At 54.2% G+C, this 22,974-nt stretch carries 17 protein-coding genes; 7 read left to right on the forward strand and 10 right to left on the reverse strand.

Annotated features, from left to right (window positions below):
• Positions 1 to 37: 37 nt before the first annotated feature.
• The 4 genes from ACJY2G_RS03675 to ACJY2G_RS03690 all read right to left on the reverse strand — a co-directional run bounded on the left by ACJY2G_RS03675 (position 38) and on the right by ACJY2G_RS03690 (position 6,211).
• The gene (locus tag ACJY2G_RS03675; protein ID WP_430319543.1) at positions 38 to 3,103 is read right to left on the reverse strand and encodes an efflux RND transporter permease subunit; all 3,066 of its coding nucleotides are present in this window, start codon (positions 3,101 to 3,103) and stop codon (positions 38 to 40) included.
• Complete coding sequence (locus tag ACJY2G_RS03680; protein ID WP_430319542.1) at positions 3,100 to 4,242, reverse strand: efflux RND transporter periplasmic adaptor subunit; 1,143 nt, start codon at positions 4,240 to 4,242, stop codon at positions 3,100 to 3,102. The genes ACJY2G_RS03675 and ACJY2G_RS03680 overlap by 4 nt, the downstream gene beginning before the upstream one ends.
• Before the next feature lie 95 nt (positions 4,243 to 4,337).
• Positions 4,338 to 5,519: a sensor histidine kinase gene (locus ACJY2G_RS03685; protein ID WP_430319541.1), complete on the reverse strand. Its 1,182-nt coding sequence runs from the start codon at positions 5,517 to 5,519 to the stop codon at positions 4,338 to 4,340.
• Positions 5,516 to 6,211: a response regulator gene (locus ACJY2G_RS03690; protein ID WP_430319540.1), complete on the reverse strand. Its 696-nt coding sequence runs from the start codon at positions 6,209 to 6,211 to the stop codon at positions 5,516 to 5,518. Before ACJY2G_RS03690 ends, ACJY2G_RS03685 begins: the two co-directional genes overlap by 4 nt.
• Before the next feature lie 124 nt (positions 6,212 to 6,335).
• Between ACJY2G_RS03690 and ACJY2G_RS03695 the strand changes: the two genes are divergently transcribed.
• Positions 6,336 to 7,121 carry a MipA/OmpV family protein gene (locus tag ACJY2G_RS03695; RefSeq protein WP_439291284.1) on the forward strand — a complete coding sequence of 262 codons (786 nt, stop codon included), beginning with the start codon at positions 6,336 to 6,338 and terminating at the stop codon, positions 7,119 to 7,121.
• Between the two features lie 129 nt (positions 7,122 to 7,250).
• Here the strand turns inward: ACJY2G_RS03695 and ACJY2G_RS03700 are convergent, their stop codons facing one another.
• Positions 7,251 to 8,357, reverse strand: a complete 1,107-nt coding sequence (locus ACJY2G_RS03700; protein WP_431011974.1) for an ABC transporter substrate-binding protein — start codon at positions 8,355 to 8,357, stop codon at positions 7,251 to 7,253.
• Between the two features lie 651 nt (positions 8,358 to 9,008).
• Between ACJY2G_RS03700 and treZ the strand changes: the two genes are divergently transcribed.
• From treZ to ACJY2G_RS03715, 3 genes are all read left to right on the forward strand, one after another.
• Positions 9,009 to 10,796: a malto-oligosyltrehalose trehalohydrolase gene (gene treZ, locus ACJY2G_RS03705; protein WP_439291286.1), complete on the forward strand. Its 1,788-nt coding sequence runs from the start codon at positions 9,009 to 9,011 to the stop codon at positions 10,794 to 10,796.
• Positions 10,793 to 13,315, forward strand: coding sequence for a malto-oligosyltrehalose synthase (treY, locus tag ACJY2G_RS03710; RefSeq protein WP_439291287.1), 2,523 nt, complete (start codon positions 10,793 to 10,795; stop codon positions 13,313 to 13,315). Before treZ ends, treY begins: the two co-directional genes overlap by 4 nt.
• Before the next feature lie 102 nt (positions 13,316 to 13,417).
• Positions 13,418 to 13,690, forward strand: a complete 273-nt coding sequence (locus ACJY2G_RS03715) for a DUF883 family protein (protein ID WP_112286543.1) — start codon at positions 13,418 to 13,420, stop codon at positions 13,688 to 13,690.
• Between the two features lie 305 nt (positions 13,691 to 13,995).
• Here the strand turns inward: ACJY2G_RS03715 and ACJY2G_RS03720 are convergent, their stop codons facing one another.
• Both ACJY2G_RS03720 and ACJY2G_RS03725 read right to left on the reverse strand, forming a co-directional pair.
• Positions 13,996 to 14,832, reverse strand: a complete 837-nt coding sequence (locus tag ACJY2G_RS03720) for an alpha/beta fold hydrolase (RefSeq protein WP_120162239.1) — start codon at positions 14,830 to 14,832, stop codon at positions 13,996 to 13,998.
• 138 nt (positions 14,833 to 14,970) lie between these two features.
• Positions 14,971 to 15,867, reverse strand: a complete 897-nt coding sequence (locus tag ACJY2G_RS03725) for a LysR family transcriptional regulator (RefSeq protein WP_439291289.1) — start codon at positions 15,865 to 15,867, stop codon at positions 14,971 to 14,973.
• Between the two features lie 118 nt (positions 15,868 to 15,985).
• Between ACJY2G_RS03725 and ACJY2G_RS03730 the strand changes: the two genes are divergently transcribed.
• Positions 15,986 to 17,308 (forward strand): serine hydrolase domain-containing protein, encoded by a 1,323-nt coding sequence (locus tag ACJY2G_RS03730; protein WP_430319534.1) that lies wholly within the window; start codon positions 15,986 to 15,988, stop codon positions 17,306 to 17,308.
• A gap of 60 nt (positions 17,309 to 17,368) precedes the next feature.
• On the opposite strand, the gene ACJY2G_RS03735 is transcribed toward ACJY2G_RS03730, so the two are convergent.
• Entirely contained in the window at positions 17,369 to 18,481 is a 1,113-nt protein-coding gene (locus tag ACJY2G_RS03735; RefSeq protein ID WP_430319533.1) for a mechanosensitive ion channel family protein, read from the reverse strand.
• A gap of 247 nt (positions 18,482 to 18,728) precedes the next feature.
• On the opposite strand from ACJY2G_RS03735, the gene ACJY2G_RS03740 reads away from it, so the two are divergent.
• Both ACJY2G_RS03740 and ACJY2G_RS03745 read left to right on the forward strand, forming a co-directional pair.
• Positions 18,729 to 19,094: a hypothetical protein gene (locus ACJY2G_RS03740; protein WP_284005913.1), complete on the forward strand. Its 366-nt coding sequence runs from the start codon at positions 18,729 to 18,731 to the stop codon at positions 19,092 to 19,094.
• Between the two features lie 2 nt (positions 19,095 to 19,096).
• Positions 19,097 to 19,600, forward strand: a complete 504-nt coding sequence (locus tag ACJY2G_RS03745) for a YbjP/YqhG family protein (protein WP_430319532.1) — start codon at positions 19,097 to 19,099, stop codon at positions 19,598 to 19,600.
• A 75-nt stretch (positions 19,601 to 19,675) separates the two neighbouring features.
• Here the strand turns inward: ACJY2G_RS03745 and ACJY2G_RS03750 are convergent, their stop codons facing one another.
• Together ACJY2G_RS03750 and ACJY2G_RS03755 are read right to left on the reverse strand one after the other, a co-directional pair.
• Positions 19,676 to 21,148, reverse strand: coding sequence for a pyridoxal phosphate-dependent decarboxylase family protein (locus tag ACJY2G_RS03750; RefSeq protein ID WP_129638858.1), 1,473 nt, complete (start codon positions 21,146 to 21,148; stop codon positions 19,676 to 19,678).
• 18 nt (positions 21,149 to 21,166) lie between these two features.
• Positions 21,167 to 22,552: a diaminobutyrate--2-oxoglutarate transaminase gene (locus tag ACJY2G_RS03755; RefSeq protein WP_120162233.1), complete on the reverse strand. Its 1,386-nt coding sequence runs from the start codon at positions 22,550 to 22,552 to the stop codon at positions 21,167 to 21,169.
• Positions 22,553 to 22,974 lie beyond the last annotated feature (422 nt).

Here is a 22,974-nt window from a genome sequence, read left to right on the forward strand (position 1 = left end):
AAGCAGCCCGAAGAACGGGAAAGCGGTGGTTGACGGATTACATTTTCTCTCCCGGGATTTTCTCGCGTTGCATCACCAGACTCAGGGCAGCCGGTAATACGGTAAGCGTCACGAAAGTGGCGACCAGCAATCCGCCGATGATGGCGTATGCCATCGGTCCCCAGAAAACCTGCTCAGCAATCGGCACCATCCCGAGTATTGCCGCACAGGCTGTCAGCAGGATCGGGCGTGACCGGTGAACGGCGGCGGCTTTGATTGCCTCATCGCCACGCATACCGGCGAGAACATTGTTATCGGCCTCGCTGATGAGGATCACCGCGTTACGGATGATCATTCCTGCTAAAGCAATAATGCCCAGCAAAGCCACAAATCCCATCGGAGTACCCGTCGGCAGCATCGCCAGCACGATGCCAGGCAGACCGAAAGGCGCCATCAATAACGCCAGCAACAGGCGGGAAAAACGCTGCAACTGAATCATCAGCAACGTCATCATAATCAGTAAGGTGACCGGTAACACCGCGAACACCGAACTGTTGCCTTTATCTGATTCCGCCACCGCTCCGCCCTCCTCAATCTGATATCCGGCAGGCAGCGAAGCACGGAGGCTGGAAACCAAAGGGGCAAGCTGCTGTGAAACCGCTTCTGCCCGCAGCCCCGCGGCTAAATCCGTCTGTACGGTGATAAACGGCAGGCGCTGACGCCGCCAGACCACCGGATCGTCAATTCCCCAGACCGGCGTGGCAACCTGACTCAGCGGTATTTTTTGTCCCGTTGCGCTGGTGATCATCAGCCCCGACAGCGTGCCCACCTCCAGCCGCTCACGATCATTAGCCCGCAGAACCACATCGGTCAGCCGGTTTTTATCCCTGACCGTGGTAACGACGCTGCCTGACCATACGGTATTGAGCAATGCCGCCAGACTTTCTGAGGAGACGCCCGCCGCCCGCGCCGCAGTCTGATTCACCTGCAACGTGATGAGCCGCTCCGGTTCTCCGGCGGTCAGATTCACTTCGCGGGTCAGCGGACTGCTTCCCAGTACGCTGGCGAGATGCTGCGCGATCTGCCTGACGTTGTCATAAGCGGGGCCGCTGACCCGATACTTTACCGGCCAGCCCACCGGCGGCCCCAGTTCCAGCGGCGAAACGCGGGTAATGATATCGCTGAAATCCCGGACCAGGAGCGCGTCCAGCTGCGCACTCAGCTTATCCCTGTCATCCAGACTTTTCGCGACCACCACCAGTTGCGCGGTGTTCTCGTCATTCAGTAACACATCCATCGGCAGATAAAACCGCACCGCGCCGGATCCGACGTAGCTGGAAAAGTGATCGACATAAGGATTGCCCTGCAACGCCTGCTCCAGCCGCGCGGTTTGCCGGGCGGTTTCCGCTTGCGACGCGTTAGCTGGCAAACTCAGACTTACCAGCAGTTCCGGGCGATCAGATGCCGGAAAAAACTCGCCCTGCATAAACGTCGTTGCATACACCGCCAGCCCCAGCAGCAGACAGGCAACACCGATCGTCATTCCGCGGTGCGCCAGTACCTGATTCAGCAGGCGCTGATACAACCCCATCAGCCGGCTGCGTTTTTCCCCCTGTGAAGCCTGTTTTACAGGCAAGATCCACAAACCCATCAGCGGAGAAAAAAGAATCGCAACCAGCCAGGAGCACAGCAGCGCGATACACACCACCGCAAACAACGAGTAGCAATATTCACCGGCGCTGGAGGCGGCGAAACCGACTGGAATAAAACCAGCGATCATCACCAGCGTGCCGGTCAGCATCGGGAACGCTGTGGTTTCAAAAGCATACGTTGCCGCACGCCATTTGGACTCACCGGCCTCAATGCGCGATACCATCGCCTCGACGGTGATCATGGCATCATCGACCAGCAACCCCAGCGCGATAATCAGCGCTCCCAGTGAAATCCGCTGTAAGCCAATTCCCGCCAGCAACATACCGGTAAATGTCATCGCCAGCACAACCGGAATGGCGGCAGCAACGACCAGCCCGGCGCGGGTGCCGAGCGAAACAAAAGAGACAGCCAGAACAATCACTACCGCTTCGATCAGTACCCGGATAAAGCCGCTGACGGCTTGCGAAACGACTGCCGACTGATCGGCGACTTTACTCATTTCAATGCCGTGCGGCAGTCTGGCGCTGATGTCGTTCATCCGCGCATTCAGCGCCTTGCCGAAAGAAAGCATATTGCCGTTGGCCGCCATGGAAATAGCCAGCCCGATAGCCGGTTTACCGTTGACACGAAAGACCGGTGACGGCGGTTCGGCATCCTGGCGGCTGATGGTCGCGACGTCCGTCAGCGGAATGTAGCGCCCGGCGATATGCAGCGTCACCGCGCGCAGACTCTGCTCCGTCGTCAGCGCACCGCTCACCCGTAAGGCGATATTGTCACGGTCGCTGCGCAAAACACCCGAAGGTTCGACGGCGTTTTGCGCTTTCAGCGCATCGGTAATTTGCTGTAAATCCAGCCCCATTCCCGCCAGTTGTGCGGGCGAAAACGCAATCACGATATTCTGCTCCTGCACACCCAGCAGACTGGTTTTACCCATGTCCGGCAAAGACATCAGACTGCGGCTGATATCGTCTACCCGGTCGCGCAGTTCACGCGGCGTATAGCCCTCGGCGGTAAAACCATAAATCGTGCCAAACGTATCATCGAACTCATCGTTCACGCTGGTTTGCACACCTGCGGGTAACGACGGGGCAATGTCCTGCATCTTTTTACGCACCTGATACCAGATCCCCGCCACGGCGGCAGGCGGTGTGTCATCGCGCAAATTAACAAAAATAACCGACTGCCCGGCGCGGGTTTCACTCTGGACGTAATCCAGATAGGGCGTTTCCTGTAATTTTTTCTCCAGCGGATCCGTCATCAGGCTGACCGAATCCGCCACGTCAGCCCCCGGCCAGCGGGCGGTCACCACGGCAGTTTTGATAGTGAATGCCGGATCCTCATTACGCGGTAAATGCTCATAACTGATGACCCCTGCGGTCATTAATAGCAGCATGAAAAAGGCCATCAGGGACTGATGATCCAGCGCCCAGGCGGAAAGATTAAAGGTACGTAAGGAGGGGCGCTGATTCATCCGGCACTCTCACCGGGCAGCACTTTCTCGCCTTCACGCAACTGACTCACTCCGGCGATCACCACCTTTTCACCGGGGCTGAGACCAGAAGAGATAAAGATGTCTGAAGCGCTGTAACCCTCTAAAACAACGGGGCGCAGATGCAGCGTCTGTGTTTGGGTATTGACGATAAAAAGGGCCGGATTGCCACCGGCGCGGGTCAGCGCAGAAGCAGGTAACGCGATCACCGGCTTACCGGCATGCACAAGTGAAAGCTGAACACTGGCGCCCAGCGCCATCGCGGGCGGCGGATTATCGAGTGTCAGGCGAACGCGCCACGTGCGGGTTTGCGGATCGGCCTGCGGGCTGATATCGCGTAAATGTCCCGTCGTCACAACCGACGGGTCAGAAAGCAGTGAGACATTGAAAGTGCCGCCGGTTTGCTGAGAAAGGGACTGCGGACTGGCAACGTCGAAAACCGCGTCACGTCCGCGGCCCGACGCAAGTGTCATCACGGTTTGTCCGGCGCTGACAACCTGTCCCGCCGCCACACTGACCTGTGTGATCACGCCCTCCGCTGGCGCCGTAAGCTGCGCCCAGGAAAGGTTTTCCTGCGCGGTTTTCAGTGAATCCTCACTGCTCAGACGTCGCGAGCGGGCGGCCTGCCAGTCAGACTGCGCGCTGTCGAGCTGAGTGCGGGCGATAGCGCCACCCGGCATCAGCAGCTGCATACGCCTGAGATCCAGCGCAGCCACCTGCTCTGCCGCCCGCGCGCTGTCCAGATCGGCCTGGGCACTGTTGAATTGATTACGGCTGGTGCCACTTTCCTGCGTTGCCAGCACCTGCCCGGCCACCACGGGATCGCCGACATCGACAGCGCGGCTCAGCACCCGGCCGTCCAGCCGGAACCCCAGCGTCACCTCTTCCTGAGCGCGGATTTCGCCGGTCAGGGGCTCGGTGGCGGATGCCGAGGGTAAAGGGGCGATCACCACACGGACGGGGCGTGCGGGGGCTGCGGGCTTACGGGATTTATCCCCGCAGCCCGTCAGTATCACGGTCAGGACCAGCAGACAGGCTGCGGGGATGAGAGGTGCCAGGCAAATACAGGGGTGTAGATGACGCACCGCGTGGCGCACATAATCAGTCAAAGTCACGGTCATAACAGTCGTCCTGAATTGAGATATCGCTATTCAATCCACTGACTGTCCAGATTCCCGTGATATTTCATCAAGGAACCGTCAAGACGCGGTCTTTTTTATTGTCCGTTTTCCGGCACAGGTAAACTGACGGTCACGGTCAGACCGCCCCCCGCATTTTTCGCAGCACTGATCCGCCCGCCGTGGGCTTCACAAATCGCGCGGGCAATGGATAAACCAAGGCCGCTGCCACCGGAATGTCGGGCGCGGGAAGATTCTGCCCGGCTGAAACGCTCGAACATAACGGGCAGAAAATGGTCATCGACTGCCGGACCCATGTCCCGAAACGCTATCTCATAACCGCCGGTTTCCGGCCTGACCGTGATGTCGAGACGCCGCCCTTCCAGTGCGTAACGCAGCGCATTTTCCATCAGAATGGTAAATACCTGCCCGAGACGGAACGGGTCGCCAACATAACGGCAAGGAGTCTCAGTTGTGAGGAGGATGTCAAAACCGGCCTCCGCAGACTGCGGTTTCAGCCACGCGACCCGTTCGCGCAACAGTTCAGTGAGATCCAGCGGCGTTTTGCTCAGATTCAGCTGACCGGCATCCGCCAGAGAAAGCAGATGCAGTTCGTCAATCAGACGGTTCAGGTGCAGAAGCTGTTTCATTACCATCTGCAACTGGCGTGGCTCCGGCGGAAATACGCCGTCGAGCATCCCCTGCAACCGCCCGACCGCTGCCGTCAGGGGTGAACGCAGCTCATGCGCCATCGCGACATGCGATGCCCGCAGCTCACGCTCGTAGCGCGAGAGTTGCAGCATCATGGCGTTAAAATCATCGGTGAACTGCACCAGTTCTGCGGGGGCATTTTTCACCGGTTCAGCCTGAGTATTGAAATCCCCTTTGGTTACCGCACGGGCCACCTGCGCCAGACGGCTAAACTGCGAGGAAAGCGGCCGCGCGGCTTTTAATCCCAAAATCGCGATAAACGGAATGACCACCAGCACCAGAATGGCGACCATGATCCAGTCAGCTGACGCGATAGAAGGATCCGAGTAACGCGCTCCCCAGCCCAGATCCACAATCTCATGAAAACGCGTAAGATTGAGTTCAGGGTTATTGCGCAATACCTCAAACTCCTGTCGCATCGCAGGAGACATATGATGCAAAACCCACAGGTTTTCGATCACAAACCGCAGCCACATACACAGCGCAATCACAACCACGCTGCCGATGGCGAGCGTCAGAATGCGCACGCAGATCCAGCGCCATAAAGACTGATAGTGTAAGCGGATCATGGCTGTCTGAACCTGTAGCCCACGCCGCGGACGTTGACTAGCACATTCAGGATGCCCGCTGATTCAAGCTTTTTACGCAAGTTATAGACATGCGTATCGACCACCCTTTCAAGCGCCTCACTTTCCGGCAGGCATTGCTCAAGCAAATACTGGCGCGAAAATGGCCGCGTCGGGGCGCGCATCAGCGTGCTCAGAATGCTGAATTCGGTCGGGGTTAAATCCAGATAGCGGTTTTCACCCGCCGGGGCGCTGACGGCGGCGGTAAGCGCATCAACATCCACCTCAAGCGCCTGCCAGCGCAGCGTTGCTGAATCTTTTTCACCGGATGCAGTGCGCCGGAGCACGGCGTGTACCCGCGCCACCACTTCGCCGGGATTATAAGGTTTAACCACGTAGTCATCGGCACCTTCCCGCAGCGCGCCAATTTTGTCCGGCATATCGCCCATCGCCGTCACCATAATCACCGGTGTACGGGTTTCCCTCCGCAGGGTCGCCAGCACGTCGGTGCCGCTCATGCCCGGCAGCATCACATCCAGCAGCACCAGATCGGGTTTCCAGCGCAATGCTTTGTCGAGCCCGGAAATGCCGTCGCCCGCAATCTGCACCTCATACCCTTCACGTTGTAAATAGGCATCGAGAACGTCTGCCGCATCGGCATCGTCTTCAATGATCAGGACTCGTGTTGTTTGCATGTTTGTCGCCTTGACGGTTTCTTCATAAATCCCCGACAGTTTGTTGACACTGCCTCTTCATACTTCGGTTTCAGGCGCGGCTGCAATCCGCTACGAACCATACGTTTGGGTGATGAGGAATTACATGATATCCAGAAAACTTATACTGCACATTACCTGTTTCGCCCTGTCCGCGACAGTGCTTAAAACACTGGCCGATGACACTCCGCCAGCGACCACCTTCACGGTGGGAATGGGCGCGCAGAACGCGCCGCGTTACAGTGGTTCCGGTGAGCGTAACTGGCTGGTTGCGCCGGTTATTCAGGCGCGGGACGGAGCGTTTTTCTTCGACTCGCTCAAAGGCATAGGCTATGACTTGCAGACGGATAACGGCCTGTATCTGGAACATACGCTGGGATACAGCCTCGGACGCACGGACAAAAATTCCACGTGGCGGGATGGTTCGACAAAACTCAAAGGTATGGGGCACATTGATGCGACCGCCAACACGGCCCTTGCCGTGGGCTGGTCAGCCACACCGTGGCTGTCTTTTGAAGGCAAAGCGACCCTGCCGCTGACCGACGGGCAAGGCGTGCATTATCAGACTTCCGTAACGTTACTCCCGCTTCAGAATGATACGGACACCGTCGCGCTCCAGTCGGCGGCGCTCTTTGGCGACCGGCGCTACATGAATACCTTTTATGGTGTAAGCCGCGAGCAAAGCAGTCGCAGTCATTTTTGGGCTTATCAGGCCGCCGGAGGATTCTATGGCGTGGACAGCAGCCTGACCTGGAGCCATCAGTTAACCCCGAACTGGAGCGGTCTGGTCAGTGCGGATTACACCTGGCTGAACGATAAAGCAGCCGACAGTCCGATAGTGGAAAAACGCGGCGGGACGACCTTTAATCTGGCAGTGCTTTATACCTTTTAATTCATCCCTTTTAATTCGCGGTCACTGAAAATGTACGCGGCGATATGGCGCATCCCACGAGATGACTGACTCATCGCCGCAACGTATCGCGGCGATGGATTAACAGCAACGATCGGTTATCAGAAACAATTATTGCTGCTCAGCACTGGCCGATAACGCAAAGGTTCCCACCGGCACAACAGGCAGATATTTCGTGTAATAATCGTGATAGTTTTTCACCGGATCAATATCCTTAAATAAATCCGGATAAAGAGATTTGGCAATAAACTGCACCATAGTGAAATCTACCAGCGTGCGCGATGCGCCCTGATAAACGCCGAAGAGTCTCTCATTCTGAATGGCCGGTAATGAACTCCAGCCGTCACGATGTGCGAACCCGTTCAGTTTTTTTCTCGCCGTGGCTTCATTGACGCCAATACCCATTTCTAATGCGGTATCGACCTTATTATTTTCCCGGCCGGAAATAAAAATGACATCCGGTTTAGCGACCAGCAACTGCTCAGGGTTAATTTCGCCCCACTGTTTAACAAACGGCGCCGCGATATTTTCACCACCCGCGAGACGCAGCATCACGCCCCACATATTTTCGCCATAGGTAAACGAATACTCTGCCGGACCTTTATTACCAAACTCAATGTAGACTTTTGGCTTCGGCAGATTTGCCTGTTTGATCCGGTCTTCAATCAGCGTGATGTTATTTTTATAAAGCTGAGCAAGCTCATGCGCGCGCTCAGTCTGACCGGTTAATATCCCGATGATTTCCGTGGATTTCACATGATTTTCCACCGTCTGGTCATTGTAGTCGAGCACCACAACCGGGATGTTCAGACTCTGAAGTTGCGTGACTTCATATTTCAGGGCGGCATACTGCCAGCTGGCTAAAATGACCACATCCGGTTTCAGGCTGATCACTTTTTCCAGTGATACGTTATGCAGATCGATTTCGCCTATATCCGGGATGTCGGCAATGGAGGGACGGTGTTTAATATACATATCCCAGTTCGCCGGGACTTTGCCATGCCAGGCTTCGCGGGAGATACCGACAATATGGTCAAATGCCTGTTCCCCGCCAACCGCCATATAGTCTTCAAAATAGAAACCTAATACCGCTCTTTTTACCGGGGTATTTAAGGTTATTTTATTTCCCAGTACATCGGTCAGGGTGGTTGTTGCCGCACTGGCCTGTCCGGTAATCACCACTGACAGCATGAAAAGCAGAGTTTGAAGAAACTTCATTTAATTCCCTTAGGTATTGTGTGATTATTATCTGAGGCTGAACGCCATTTTATAAAAACCCATTTATTAAACGCTTTATTTCACTTAAGTCACTGCAAAAACGGTAATTCCGCTATGTCATTATCGCGGCAGGATATTATACATTTGATCGGCGGCTTCAGTACAGTCTGAACCGGACGCTGCGGCAGGCCGGGCATGTCATATCGTCTGATGCCAGTATTGCCGATGAACGTTAATATTCGCTTCAAAAACGCTTCTCTGATGCTGAGCTATAATTAAATTTTACCGACGAGAAGGATACTTATATGGCTCCAGTCGCGAGTATATCAGGTGGCGTAATATTTATTATCATTGGCATCGTGATGCTGTGGTTATTACTCAAGGCTTATAAAGCCAATCAGAACAAGAAGTTCTTCACGCCGAGCAAATGTATGTTGCTCATCGGGACCGTCGTTTCTTTCGTTATTTCCATTGTATTTTTCACCTCATCGTCCTGATGCCAGCACCGGTTTCGTCACACTTACCGTTAACGCCCCGGCCTTAACCGGGGCCTGACGCCTGGCAGCCTCCCATCCGCGTCATCCTCGACTATCATTATTATTCGTTGGCTAACTGACCTTTTGATCGCCCATTTTTATGCGAGGTAACGCGATGCATTTCAACGCATTCACCACCAGCTGGGGGGCTAATTTCATTGCCGCCGGTACGGTTCACTTTCGGGTCTGGGCACCGGGTCAGGCAAAATTAACCTTGCGCCTTTCCGGCAAGGACACAGAAATGTCCGCTGCTGAAGACGGCTGGTTTGAACAGGTGGCAACCGGTGTTTCTGCCGGTGTGGCATACCAGTTTATTCTGCCCGATGGCATGGCGGTGCCTGATCCCGCTTCCCGTGCCCAGCAGGCAGGCGTCAACGGCCCTTCGCTGGTCACGTCTTCAGAAAGCTATCAGTGGCAGAACGCTGAATGGAAAGGACGTCCGTGGGAAGAGTCGGTGATTTATGAGCTTCATGTCGGCACATTTACCCCGCAGGGCACGTTCGCAGCGGCGATGGAGAAATTGCCTTATCTGGCTGAAACCGGCATTACCATGATTGAAGTGTTGCCACTGGCGCAGTTTGGCGGTCAACGCGGCTGGGGATATGACGGCGTGTTGCTGTACGCGCCGCATTCTGCTTACGGCACACCGGATGATTTCAAAGCTTTTGTCGATGCGGCGCACGGTCACGGCATCTCGGTGGTGCTCGATATTGTGCTCAACCATTTCGGCCCTGAGGGCAATTACCTGCCCTTGCTGGCGCCGCAGTTTTTCGATTCTGAACGCCAGACCGCCTGGGGCGCGGGCATTGCTTATGATCAGGAAGGTGCCCGTCAGTACATTACCGAAGCGCCGCTTTACTGGCTGAAAGAGTATCACCTTGACGGGCTGCGTTTTGACGCGGTCGATCAGATGAAAGACCCCTCAGACCCGCATATTCTGCCGGAGATCGCCCGGCGTATTCGCGCAGAAATCACCGGTCGCCACGTGCATCTGACCACCGAAGACAGCCGCAATATTACCTCTTTGCATCCGCGCACGCCCGCAGGTGATGTCCCGCTGTTTACCGCTGAATGGAATGATGATTTGCATAACGCGGTCCACGTGCTCAGTACCGGTGAAACGCACGCCTATTATCAGGATTTTGCCGCCGACCCCCTCGGGCTGGCCGCCCGCGCGTTCGCGGAAGGGTTTGCGTATCAGGGCGAAATTTCCCCGCAAAGTGGTAAGCCGCGCGGGGAAAAGAGCCGCGATCAGCCACCGGTCGCCTTTGTCGATTTCATCCAAAACCACGATCAGATTGGCAACCGCGCACAGGGTGACCGTCTGATCACGCTGGCAGGTGAACGTAAAACACGCGCCCTGCTGGCCGCATTACTGCTTTCACCTCATATTCCACTGTTATTTATGGGCGAAGAGTATGGCGAAACCCATCCGTTCCTGTTTTTCACCGATTTTGAAGGTGAGCTTGCGCAGGCGGTTCGTGAAGGACGCGCCAGAGAATTCGAAGGCCACAGCGGATATGGCAAGGAAAGCGTGCCCGATCCTAATGCCGTAGCGACGTTCGAAAGCTCTAAACTGGACTGGCAGAAACCCGCCAGCCCTGATGGCGTGGGCAGTCTGGCGCTGACCCGCACATTGCTTCAGCTGCGTCGTGAATATGTCGTGCCGTTACTCACGCCGGCGCAGGGTAACGTGGGCAAAATAGTGCAGGCGGCGGACGGTGTGCTCGCCGTCACCTGGACATTCTCCAAAGGCATCCTGTCTCTGACGCTCAATCTCGGGGAAACCACACAACCGCTGCCGGATCAACCGGGTGAAACGCTGTTTGCCTGGCCCGAATCGACAGAAGCGTCAGAACCCGGTTCCGTCATCGTCCGTCTTTTCAGGGGAGAATCAATGTGAACATACCCGCCGCGACCTACCGTATTCAGTTCCGCGATGGCATGGATTTTGATAAAGCAGTGGCACTGGTTCCTTATTTAAAGCGGCTTGGGATCAGCCATTTATATGCTTCACCGATTTTTACTGCGACTTCCGATTCCACGCATGGCTACGACATTACCGACGCCAACGAAATCGATCCGATAATTGGCGGACGTGCGGGATTTGACCGTTTGTCGCAGGCGCTGAAAGCCGCTGGTCTGGGACTGATCCTCGATATCGTGCCGAATCATATGGCCGCGTCGCTGGAAAACCCATGGTGGCGTGACGTGATTGAACACGGCGAAAAAAGCCGTTATGCACGGCATTTTGATATCGACTGGTCGCAGCGGCTGACCCTGCCTTTTCTCGGCGATACGTTTGAAGAGGTGCTGGAAAAAGGTGAAATCACCCTGAAGCCGGATCCCCGAACCGGTCAGCCTGCACTCGCCTATTTCGACACGTACTATCCTCTTGCGCCAGACACGCACGACGCCAGCGCAACCACGCCGGATAACGGCGCGCTGGCGGAGTTACATCAGCGCCAGCCCTACCGGCTGATGTCATGGCGCGATGCGCCGCGTGAACTTTCCTACCGGCGATTTTTTGAAATCACTGGCCTGGCGGGCGTGCGGGTGGAAGATGACGCGGTATTCGATGATACGCACCGGTTGATCCTCGAACTGGTGCATTCCGGCGCGGTGGACGGGTTACGGGTGGATCATGTGGACGGTCTTGCCGATCCGAAAGCTTATCTTGAACGTCTGCGGGAAAAGGCCGGTGCGGATTGCTACATCACGGTGGAGAAAATCCTCGGTAAAGGCGAACGTCTGCCCGCTGACTGGCCGGTTTCCGGCACCACAGGTTATGAATTTATCGCCGCACTTTCTGATGTGCTGGTCGAAGATGAAAACATCGCGGTGCTGCGCAATTTGTATGAAAACGTGGTCGGCAAGCCGGTAGATATGCGCGAAGAATTGCGCGCCGCCAAACTGATGATGGTGGAGAAAAATTTCGAAGGGGAATTCACTACGCTGTGCCAGCTGGCGCTGAATATTGCAGAAGCGGAAGACCACACCTGGGATGCCAACACCCTGCGGGCAGCGCTGCGTGAACTGCTGATCGCCTTCCCGGTGTATCGCACCTATGGCACATCGCGGGGACTGCCCGCGGATGACGCTGCCCTGCTGCATAACATTATCGGGAAGATCACCACCTCATCGCTTGCCGTACCGGCGGATATTCTCGAATTTCTGGCTCGTATTCTCTGTGCGCAAACACCGGAGTCCGTATCCGGTCAGGCTGACCAGTTCCGCACCCGCTTCCAGCAACTGACGGGGCCGCTGATGGCGAAATCCGTGGAGGACACGCTGTTCTTCCGCCAGCACATGGATCTGGCCCTGAACGAAGTGGGCGCAGAGCCTCTGCTGCGCAGGTTTTCCCTCGACCGGTTCCATCAGGAAATGGCCCGTCGGCTCGGGGAACAACCGGCAGCACTCTCCACCACGTCAACTCACGATACCAAACGCGGCGAAGATGCCCGCGCCAGACTGTTTACCCTCACCGAAGCGCCGGAACTTTGGGCCGAAAATGTCACCCGCTGGCATCAGATGAATCAGTCGAAAGTCATCACTTTGCCAGACGGCCCCGCACCGAAACTGACCGGCGCATGGATGCTTTATCAGGCGCTGGCCGGTGCATGGCCGGCAACACTGCATCCGGCCGATGAGGAAGGTTTGCGTGAACTCAATGAAAGATTCCAGCTATTCGTAGAAAAGGCGCTGCGTGAAGCCAAGCTGCGTACCAGCTGGGGTGACAGCAACGATGATTATGAAAACGCCGTACTCGGCTATGCCCGTCATCTGCTTTCTCCCGATAACAGTCTGTTTCTTAATGATTTTTACGCTGCCATCCGTCCCTTTATTCGCGCCGGGTTGGTGAACAGTCTGACCCAAACGGTGATCAAAATGATCGCGCCGGGTGCCCCGGATATTTATCAGGGCAGCGAAGTGCTCAATTTCAGTCTGGTGGATCCGGATAACCGGCGTCTGCCTGATTTCGATGAGCTGGATCGCCTGCTGGTTCAGGGAGAAAAACCGGCGTGGAACGATGAAACCGCGTGGACAAGCGGGCAGCTGAAACAACATATCGTTGCCGTTCTTGCCCGTTATCGTCAGCAAAAAACCGCGCTGTTTCTGCAAGGGGATTATCTCCCGCTGGAAACGACTGGCGACCACGCCGGTAAAGTCATCGCTTTTGCGCGGCAGGCAAACGGCGAAGCGGTGATTGTCGCCGCGCCCCGTCTGGTTTTTAATGAGCAAAAAGTCGGCTTTACTCAGCCCGCAGAGGGAGTTGATACGCAGGTGCTGCTGCCAGAATCACTGGCTCACCGCACCTGTCGTGACCTGCTCAGCGGCAGAGAAATCCACGTGACCGACCGGCTGGATCTCAGTACCTGGCCGCGTGATCAGCCGGTCGTGCTGTGCGCTTCACCACGTTGACGCAGGTCATTTAACCGGCGGTTTTTTAGGAATAAGCGGAATATTGTCCTGAGCTGGAAATTATCGACTAGGCTTAAAGTCGGTTAACAAAAGGAGAAAACCATGTCATCACATGATATCGATGCAGACGCAAACCATCTGGCAGATAAACTCGAAGACAAAGGCAAGCAGCTTGCCGGTGAAGCACAGAAACAATTTGGCGATTTTGTTGATTCTCCTAAGCACCAGATTAAAGGCGCAGCGCGGAAATACTCGGCTCAGGCCGGTGAAGTCGTCTCTGACGTCGCGGAGAAGATCAAAGAAAATCCCCTGTCCGGTCTGATCGCGGCAGGCGCAATTGGTGTTGTGCTGGGTTTACTGCTTGGCCGTAAGTAAGTGAGTAAGCTGGCATAGTCCGCATAAAAAAGGCCTTCGGGCCTTTTTTATTGCCTGAAAGACGCAATCCCGCCATCGTTCGCGCCACGCTTTGTCGTGAGAACCAGAATTCTCCTACACATTTCTGTCACAGTGGGAGTGTATAGTGAACATCTCTGTAGCAACCTACAGAAATCTCAAGACTTCCCCTTGTAACCTTAAAAACGCCCGTTTCCCCTGACGGGCTTTTTTATGCCTTGCAGAAAAAACCCGCCATTTCAGCGGGTCTTTGTTTAAAAAGATGTATGACGTAAATGACGCAGGAATTATCCGCGAATAAACGCCAGAATATCCTTATTGATCACGTCGGCGTGCGTGGTGTGCATACCGTGAGGATAGCCTGGATAAATCTTAAGGGTGCTGTCTGCCAGCAGTTTATCCTGCAGGAGAGCAGCATCTTTATAGGGTACAACCTGATCGTCATCCCCCTGCAAGACCAGCGTCGGCACAGTAATGGCTTTCAGATCGTCGGTCTGATCCGTTTCTGAAAACGCCTTGATTCCTTCGTAATGCGCATTGGCGCTGCCGGTCATACCCTGACGCCACCAGTTATTGATGGTGCCTTGTGACACTTCTGCCCCATCGCGGTTAAACCCGTAGAAAGGCCCGGAAGCGACGTCTAAATAAAACTGCGCGCGGTTTGCGGCGAGCGCACTGCGAAAACCATCGAAGACGGCAATCGGTGTACCGTCGGGATTAGCATCAGTTTTCACCATCAGCGGCGGAACCGCGCTGATCAGCACCGCTTTCGCCACACGCCCCTGTGGCTGGCCGTATTGCGCCACATAGCGGGCAACCTGCCCCCCGCCCGTTGAATGACCGATATGCACGGCATCATGCAGGTCAAGATGCTCGGCAACAGCGGAAGCATCGGACGCATAGTGATCCATATCGTTACCTTCACTGGTCTGATCCGAACGCCCGTGTCCACGACGGTCGATGGCGATCACACGAAAACCTTCGGCCAGGAAGAACAGCATCTGATTGTCCCAGTCATCCGCACTCAGCGGCCATCCGTGATGGAAAACAACCGGTTGCTTGTCTTTCGGACCCCAGTCTTTGAAGAAAATATTGACGCCGTCTTTCGTTTTAACAAAAGGCATAGAATGAACTCCTCAGCAGATTTTCGGGAAATCAGTATGGTTTGCAGGGCGAGGTTCAGATACAGGATGCTAAGAAAGCGTAGCAAAGCCCGCTGAAATTGCCTGCCTGAGGGCACATTTATCCGGCGATCACATCCTTCAGCCCTGAAGGCTGTTACGCCATAATTCCGGCAGTGCACTGATTAATCTGCCGGTGACCGGTTGCTTTGTCTGACCGGGCTGCCAGATAGCCACCATCGTAATGGTCAGTCCCTGATTGCCCACTTCCGTCTCAATCGCCTGCACATCCTTCCATGTCGATGCCTGATAATGTGTGGGTAAAAATCCCCACCCCTGCGCATTTTCCAGCAAACTGCGCAGCGCAGAACGCTCGTTGACATAAAGAGTATGCCCCGAAATTTGTAACCGGCGGGCAATTTGCTCATCATGTTTGTGATGCATGACCAGCTGAGGTTTCAGGGAAAGATTGAGCAACGTCAGCGGACGCTGCTGATGCTGAAACAAACCGCTTGCGGCGTAAAAATCCAGTTCAATATTGCCCAGCGCGCACCATTCCATATCCATCCCCAGCGCACGATTATTTGCCTGACAGACTGCAATCTGGGCCGTCCCGGCAGTCAGCGCCGCTTCGGCCTCTTCCCGCGATGCGCTCCATGCGCTGAAACGGATCCCCTCTTTCGACATCATCACGATAACTGCGTCGATAAACGCCTGCGAAACGAAGGGGTCGTAGACCATCACCAGTTCCTGCTGATCAGGCTGCGGCAGCGACTGCGCGTAAAACTCAAAGGCCTGAGCCTGACGCATCAGCAAATGTGCCTGCCGGTGGAGTTGCTGCCCTTGCTCCGTCAGCACTAGCGTGCGCCCCTGACGGATAAACAGCGGATACCCCAGCGCGTCTTCGAAATAATCAATTAAATCACGCAGCGTGGTGCGATCCTTACCCAGTGATAACGCGGCACGGGATAAATTGCCCATTTCAGCAACGCAGGCAAAAGCCTCTATCTGTGAGAAGGAATAACGTAACGCTGACATGTTCTGCTCCCTGTAAATGTCATTTTATTGGGGGATTTTCCCCCATCAGCTGATTTTTTTAAATCATTTACCCTCCTTATACTCATGTTTCCCGATACTCCGATGGATAAGTGAAAACATGAAAACATGGAATCATCCCCTCCTAAAACCTCTGATGCTGGCTGTAACCATGAGTGCAGCAGTCTCGTTTATGACGCCTGCTTCTGCAGAACAACCACTGGACTGCGGCGGTATCAAACTCAGCAACTGTCCGACGCCATTCGATAAGACGCTGCCGGATACCAAAGACATGCTGAACTGGGATCAGGCCGCCCGTGTCATCGGTTTTCGTAACGACTACCGCAATTATGCTGGCGACGTTTTCCGTCATGGCAAGGCTACGCCATTCGTACAGGCAGAAAAACAACTTCAGGATCCGACGTACAGCGTGAACGGTAAAACCTATACGCTGCAGGATTACCTGAAGCGTGAAAATGTAACCGGCATGCTTGTGCTGAAGAACGGCAAAATCGCGTACAAATATCTGGGCGAAGGCAATACAGACCACACCTTGTGGACATCGCGTTCTGTAGGGAAATCCGTGGTGTCAACACTGGTCGGGATTGCGATCAAAGAGGGAAAAATCAAATCACTGAATGACCTCATCACCGATTACGAGCCGGACCTCAAAGGCACCGCGTGGGAAGGCGTCACGCTGCGCCAGCTTATTCAGCACACCTCCGGCGTGGCATGGAATGAGGACTACACTAATCCTGAATCAGATTTTGCTCATCTCACCCAATGTGAAGCGCAGCCGGGCACCTACGATTGCGTTCGTAAAATCATTACGGGTTTGAAACGCGCGCATTCGGCGGGTGAATCCTGGTCGTATTCTTCTGGCGGTGCATGGCTGCTGGGCGATGTGCTGGAAAAAGCCACCGGTATGCCGCTGGCGAAATATCTGGAAAAAACCCTCTGGCAGCCTTACGGCATGGCCCAGGATGGCGTCTGGCACTCGTATCAGCAGGGAAAACATGACGTAGGGGCGCACGGCTTTAACGCGACGTTAGAAGACTGGGGACGTTTCGGCGAGTTTGTAATGAGCGGCGGCCAGTTGCCGGACGGTAAAACAATTCTGCCTGAACACTGGCTGGAACAGGCGGCAGACTGGAATAAGGCGAAGAATTCGGTTTCAGCTGCGCATCCGGAAGGGATGTACGGCTATCAGTGGTGGAATAATGCCGTGCCCGCCAATGCCAAAAACGTCACGCCAGCGCCGTCTGAATCGCTAAAAGGTTCGATGTGGGCGCTGGGTATTTATGGTCAGGTGATTATGGTGAATCGCGCAGAAAATCTGGTTATTGTTCAGTGGTCAACATGGCCGCAGGCAGAACCTGATTTCAGCGCGCAACCGCTGGAAGCGTCGCTGATGTACAGCGCCATCGCACAGCAGTTACGTTAATCAGATCCAAAAAAGACAGGGTTGCAGCGTTTCGATATGCGGCAAACCTGTCTTTTTATCCTAACCCTGCGGTTTTGCGCTGGCAGCTTCCCATTCTCCGAAGCCACTTTTCTCCGGTGTTTTAACAATCATATTTGGCAGCGCCATCTCAATACCGTTTTCCATGAGCTTTTCGATAATGCGGATATTAATTTCCTGCTGGATATCCATATATTTATTGTAGTCGGCGGTATTAACGATATGAACCACCTCAATATTCAAACGGTCGGTGCCAAAACCCAGCAGATGAGCCCGGTCAAATTTGGTTTCGCCGACATCGATAATAATCCCTTTGACCATGTCACCGATATTGCGCAGCTTATCCGGCGGCGTATTGATGGCGATACCAAAATTAAACACGATGCGGCGGGTCTGCATACGCTTGTAATTATGCAGCGTCTGCTGAAGCAAAATGGCATTCCCGCAGACAATCTGTTCCCCGCTCAGGCTGCGGATGCGCGTGGTCTTCAGGCCAATATGTTCCACCGTACCGGCGACATCATTGAACACCACAAAATCACCAATTTCGAAAGGTTTATCAAAGCCAATCGACAGCGAGGCAAACACATCGCTGAGGATGGTCTGGATAGCCAGCGCGATAGCAATACCGCCCACGCCCAGACTGGCGACCAGCGCGGTAATGTTGACGCCAACGTTAGCCAGAATGGATAACAGCATTACCGACCAGACCATCGCGCGGAATATCAGACCGGTGATCACCAGCGTCACCGGATTTTTGTTCATGCCCGGCTGCCGCATGATATGCCGCAACCACGACACCACACCCTGATCGAGCCATAGCGCCATTTGCAGCGCCAGCACCAGAAACCACGCATGGCTGATGGTGTTGTAGAGATTGTCCGGCAGATTGACGAACCGCAGGCTGAACAGGAATGCGGCGACAAATATCAGCAGATTATTAGTGCGGTTGAGCATATCGCCCAATATAAATCGCATTCTGTTGGTCGCCGGATGCACCTCTCCCCAGCTCTTAACGCCTTTGCGCAGAAACGACAGTAACCAGCTCAGCAGCCAGTAAGTCACCAGCGTAACCACCACCATCGTCGCGACGCCAATCCAGAATGCCGGTGTCATCACCAGCGCGATAAAATTGAAGTGTGACGGAAAATTCATCGTCCCTCCCCGTTTTCAGCACAAAGTACCAGTATAGGAAACGAGGCCCGGGCGATCGAAAGAATAGGAAAGTTCGGTGAATAGGCGGGTTGTTACAACTTAACAGAACGGATCCAGAACTAACCCCGATAACAAACTTCTGAAAATAACCTTTCGCACCTTTAGTGCTTTCTCCCCATTATTTCCAGGGCGTATTTTAGCGTTTCGACAAACGTAGGATAAACAGTGTTTTTACTTTGGAGCCGTTATGAGTTGGAACAGGGACGCAGCAGTTTCGCACATACGAACACACGCGAGCGGAGGTTCACTAAGCCGCTGTGCTGAATACACCAGACAAGCTATTGAAGCGGGAGGCACAACCCTTGACCGGACTGCAAATGCTAAAGATTATGGAGCACCGTTAGAGCGTGCCGGTTTTCGTGAATTACCTCGGGGTTCAACGCTTCAACCAGGGGATGTAGCAATTATCCAGCCCTACACAGGGGGAAACCCGTCAGGTCATATGACCATGTTTGACGGCACAACATGGTATTCAGATTTCAGACAACGCACGATGTATCCGGGTGGGGGCTATCGCAGAGCCCAACCCGCTTATAAAATTTACAGGAAGTAATAATGCGCATACTTGCCATGTTGTTCATCACACTGCTGACCGCATGCACCTCTCCCCGAACAGATGACCAAAAGGCCATTCAGCAGGTCACTGACTTTTATCATTATTACCTGAACACGTTCATGAGTTCTCCTTCGCCAGCCCTCCAGTCGGCTGAAATGCGTCGCTATGTCGCCACAGACACTCTTAAGCAGCTGGAAATAATCAGCAAACTTCCGGAACCTGATATTTTTAATGTTGATTATTTCACTTACTCACAAGACTATGATCCCGCGTGGATTGCCGCATTCAAAACAGGTGATGTCCGTGATCTGATGGGGGGTAAAGTCGTCGATGTCTGGCTCGGAATTCAGGATGGAAAACACGAACATTTAGCAGCTTATGTCAGGCTGGAGGAGAACAAGTGGAAGATATATCGTGTGCGTGATATCTCAAATAAATTTGAATCCCCTATTTTCGATAATTTCACTATAGAAAATATCCGCACTAACAGCATGTCTGAGTGAATCTTCACAAATAAAAAAACCGGTGACACTTTCGTATCACCGGCTTTTGGCTGCGTCTGGGCGCAGAACTAAAACTTACTGGTTCAGCAGTTGCTGTGCGGTTTTCTCAACCAGCGCCAGCAGAACTTTTACGTCTTCCAGCGTCACCGTCGGGTTCAGCAGAGTCAGTTTCAGGCAGGTCACGCCGTTATGCTCCGTCACGCCTACGTTGGCGCGACCAGATTCCAGCAGCGCATCGCCGATTTTCTGGTTCAGCAACGCGATCGCCGCATCGCTGCTGCCCGCCAGTTGCTCAGGACGATAACGGAACAGCACGCTCGCCAGCTGCGGCTTCATCACCAGTTCCAGCGCGGCTTCAGAGGTCACATACTGCGCGACTTCCTGCGCCATCGTCACACCGTGATCGATGATGGCGGCATACTGTTTCTGCCCTAATGCTTCAAGACCCATCCACAGTTTCAGTGCATCGAAACGGCGGGTGGTTTGCAGTGATTTGGACACCAGATTCGGTACGCCAGCCGCTTCGTCGAACTCAGAGTTCAGATAAGCCGCCTGATAGCGCATCAGCTCGTAATGACGTTCTTCTTTAAGCAGGAACGCGCCACAGCTGATGGTCTGGAAGAACTGTTTGTGGAAGTCCAGAGTGATGGAATCCACTAACTCGATGCCGTCCAGATAGTCGCGGTATTTTTCGGACAGCAACAGAGCACCGCCCCACGCCGCATCCACATGAACCCAAATCTGATGCTCAGCGGCCAGTTCAGCAATGGCGCGCAGCGGGTCGATAGCACCGGCGTCGGTGGTCCCGGCGGTCGCCACGATCGCGAGTATCTGATCGCCATTGGCCTGCGCCTGTGCGACTTTCTCGCGCAGATCGTTGAGATCCATACGCGCGAACTCGTCGGTTTTCACCAGCGTCACGCACTGATAACCCAGACCGAGCAATGCCATGTTCTTCTGCACAGAGAAATGCGCGTTTTCAGAGCATAACACTTTAACTTTACGCAGATTTCCGACCAGACCATCCTGCTGAATGGAATGACCCTGACGGGCAAAGAAGGCATCACGCGCCAGCATCAGACCCATCAGATTGCTCTGGGTGCCGCCGCTGGTGAACACGCCCGCGTCGCCAGCCTGATAGCCAACCTGAGTACGCAGCCATTCGATCAGTTTCATCTCGATGATGGTCGCTGACGGGCTTTGATCCCAGGAGTCCATACTCTGGTTAGTGGCGTTGATCAGCACTTCCGCGGCCTGGCTGACAACCAGGCTCGGGCAATGCAGATGCGCAACACACTGCGGATGATGTACAGACAGGCTGTCTTTTAAAAAGTATTCAATGGCGCGTTCAATCGCGGCCTGGTTACCCAGGCCGTTTGGATTGAAGTCCAGTTTGATACGTTCACGCAGCTCAGCAACGGTTTTGCCCTGATACATCTCAGGTTGTTGCAGCCACTGCACAACAGCTTCACTGCTCTGCGCAATGGCTTGCTGATAGGCTTCAGTGCTTTGCGCTGAACCTGCCAGAATCGGGTTTAACTCGGACATCAGAATCTCTTACTCCGCTCAGACAGGCTTGACGCCAGCCGCTAACAGCGCCTGCTCAAACTTATCGAGGAAAATACCCAGCTCATCATTGGTGATCAGCAGGGAAGGCAACAGGCGAAGAACGCAACCATTACGGCCACCGCGTTCGAGGATCAGGCCTGCTTCGAAGCATTTTTTCTGCAACAGGGCAGAAAGCTCGCCGTCAGCCGGGTAGCAACCCATATGATCCTGCGCTTCGTTCGGTTTCACGATCTCGATACCGATCATCAGACCCAGACCGCGCACGTGACCAATTACCGGATAACGTTTCTGCATCTCAGCCAGTTTGCCTTTCAGCCACTCGCCCTGTGCAGCCACTTTCTCGGCAATTTTTTCTTCTTTCAGGATTTTCAGCGTGGTCAGGCCGGTCGCCATCGCCAGCTGGTTGCCGCGGAAGGTCCCGGTGTGGTGACCCGGCGCCCAGGCGTCGAACTCTTTTTTGATACCCAGAACAGCCAGTGGCAGACCACCGCCCACCGCTTTAGACATCACAATGATGTCCGGCTCAATACCTGCGTGTTCGAAGGCGAACTGTTTGCCGGTACGGCAGAAACCCGCCTGTACTTCATCGAGGATCAGCAGAATGCCGTGTTCCTGAGTTACTTTACGGATGCGCTGCAACCACTCAGCCGGAGCCGGGTTCACGCCGCCTTCGCCCTGAACGGCTTCCAGGATCACAGCCGCAGGTTTGCGCACGCCGCTTTCCACGTCGTTGATCAGGTTTTCGAAGTAGTAAGTTAATGCTTTGACGCCAGCGTCACCGCCAATGCCCAGCGGGCAGCGGTACTGGTGCGGATAAGGCATAAACTGCACTTCCGGCATCATGCCGTTAACCGCTTCTTTCGGAGACAGGTTACCGGTCACCGCCAGCGTGGCGTGGGTCATGCCGTGGTAGCCACCAGAGAAACTGATGATACCGGTACGGCCAGTGACTTTCTTAGCCAGTTTCATTGCCGCTTCAACAGCATCAGCACCGGACGGACCGGTGAACTGCAGGCAATACTCTTTGCCCTGTTGTGGCAACACAGAAAGCAGATATTCGGAGAACTGATCTTTCAACGGTGTTGTCAGATCCAGTGTATGTAACGGCAAGCCGCTGGTAATGACATTTTGGATGCTTTGCAGCACGTCAGGATGATTATGTCCCAGAGCCAGCGTACCCGCGCCTGCCAGGCAATCAAGATATTGATTATTCTCAACATCAGTGATCCACACGCCATTGGCTTTCGCGATTGCCAGAGGCAATTTACGAGGATAGCTCCGAACATTCGATTCAAATTCAGCTTGTCTCGCCAAATAGGTTTCATTGTTTCCGTTTAATGAATTCGCACCTAAACTGTCAATACGGACTTTATCCGTCATCATATCTCTCCTACAACCGCGGGTTATTGGTAACGCCGCAATTGAATAAATGGAATTTAAAAGTAAGTACCCTGTGAAAAACGCGGCCAATATATGGCTTTTTTGCCCCCACCTCAATAATTTATTTTGTATAGAATTGTTTATTCTTTTGCATACTAATCAATATGTTGCTGATTTAATGAACGATCGTGCTGAGTTAAGCCCATTACGAGGTCATTAATAAAGGCCTAAAAAGCACTTCCGGCCTGTTAAACACAGGCTAAACAGGGATCCCGGCAGGCACTTCCTGCTGACGAAATCGCAAAGAGGTTTGGCCAGATAGCCGTGACGCCGCACGGGTTGGGATACCCGGATCAGACGTCATAGTGAATATTGCAATTATAGTCTCGGGGACAGCAGACGGGCGTCAATAATAATTATATCGC

Source organism: Rahnella sp. ATs2 (assembly GCF_051851855.1).
In the GTDB taxonomy this organism is placed as follows: domain Bacteria; phylum Pseudomonadota; class Gammaproteobacteria; order Enterobacterales; family Enterobacteriaceae; genus Rahnella; species Rahnella variigena.

Coding starts and splice junctions, on each gene's coding strand:
- treZ (WP_439291286.1), top strand. CDS start 9,009: ATGCATTTCAACGCATTCACCACCAGCTGGGGGGCTAATTTCATTGCC.
- ACJY2G_RS03695 (WP_439291284.1), top strand. CDS start 6,336: ATGATATCCAGAAAACTTATACTGCACATTACCTGTTTCGCCCTGTCC.
- ACJY2G_RS03730 (WP_430319534.1), top strand. CDS start 15,986: ATGAAAACATGGAATCATCCCCTCCTAAAACCTCTGATGCTGGCTGTA.
- ACJY2G_RS03735 (WP_430319533.1), bottom strand. CDS start 18,481: ATGAATTTTCCGTCACACTTCAATTTTATCGCGCTGGTGATGACACCG.
- ACJY2G_RS03720 (WP_120162239.1), bottom strand. CDS start 14,832: ATGCCTTTTGTTAAAACGAAAGACGGCGTCAATATTTTCTTCAAAGAC.
- ACJY2G_RS03680 (WP_430319542.1), bottom strand. CDS start 4,242: ATGACCGTGACTTTGACTGATTATGTGCGCCACGCGGTGCGTCATCTA.
- ACJY2G_RS03725 (WP_439291289.1), bottom strand. CDS start 15,867: ATGTCAGCGTTACGTTATTCCTTCTCACAGATAGAGGCTTTTGCCTGC.
- ACJY2G_RS03740 (WP_284005913.1), top strand. CDS start 18,729: ATGAGTTGGAACAGGGACGCAGCAGTTTCGCACATACGAACACACGCG.
- ACJY2G_RS03675 (WP_430319543.1), bottom strand. CDS start 3,103: ATGAATCAGCGCCCCTCCTTACGTACCTTTAATCTTTCCGCCTGGGCG.
- ACJY2G_RS03685 (WP_430319541.1), bottom strand. CDS start 5,519: ATGATCCGCTTACACTATCAGTCTTTATGGCGCTGGATCTGCGTGCGC.
- ACJY2G_RS03750 (WP_129638858.1), bottom strand. CDS start 21,148: ATGTCCGAGTTAAACCCGATTCTGGCAGGTTCAGCGCAAAGCACTGAA.
- ACJY2G_RS03690 (WP_430319540.1), bottom strand. CDS start 6,211: ATGCAAACAACACGAGTCCTGATCATTGAAGACGATGCCGATGCGGCA.
- ACJY2G_RS03700 (WP_431011974.1), bottom strand. CDS start 8,357: ATGAAGTTTCTTCAAACTCTGCTTTTCATGCTGTCAGTGGTGATTACC.
- ACJY2G_RS03755 (WP_120162233.1), bottom strand. CDS start 22,552: ATGATGACGGATAAAGTCCGTATTGACAGTTTAGGTGCGAATTCATTA.
- ACJY2G_RS03715 (WP_112286543.1), top strand. CDS start 13,418: ATGTCATCACATGATATCGATGCAGACGCAAACCATCTGGCAGATAAA.
- ACJY2G_RS03745 (WP_430319532.1), top strand. CDS start 19,097: ATGCGCATACTTGCCATGTTGTTCATCACACTGCTGACCGCATGCACC.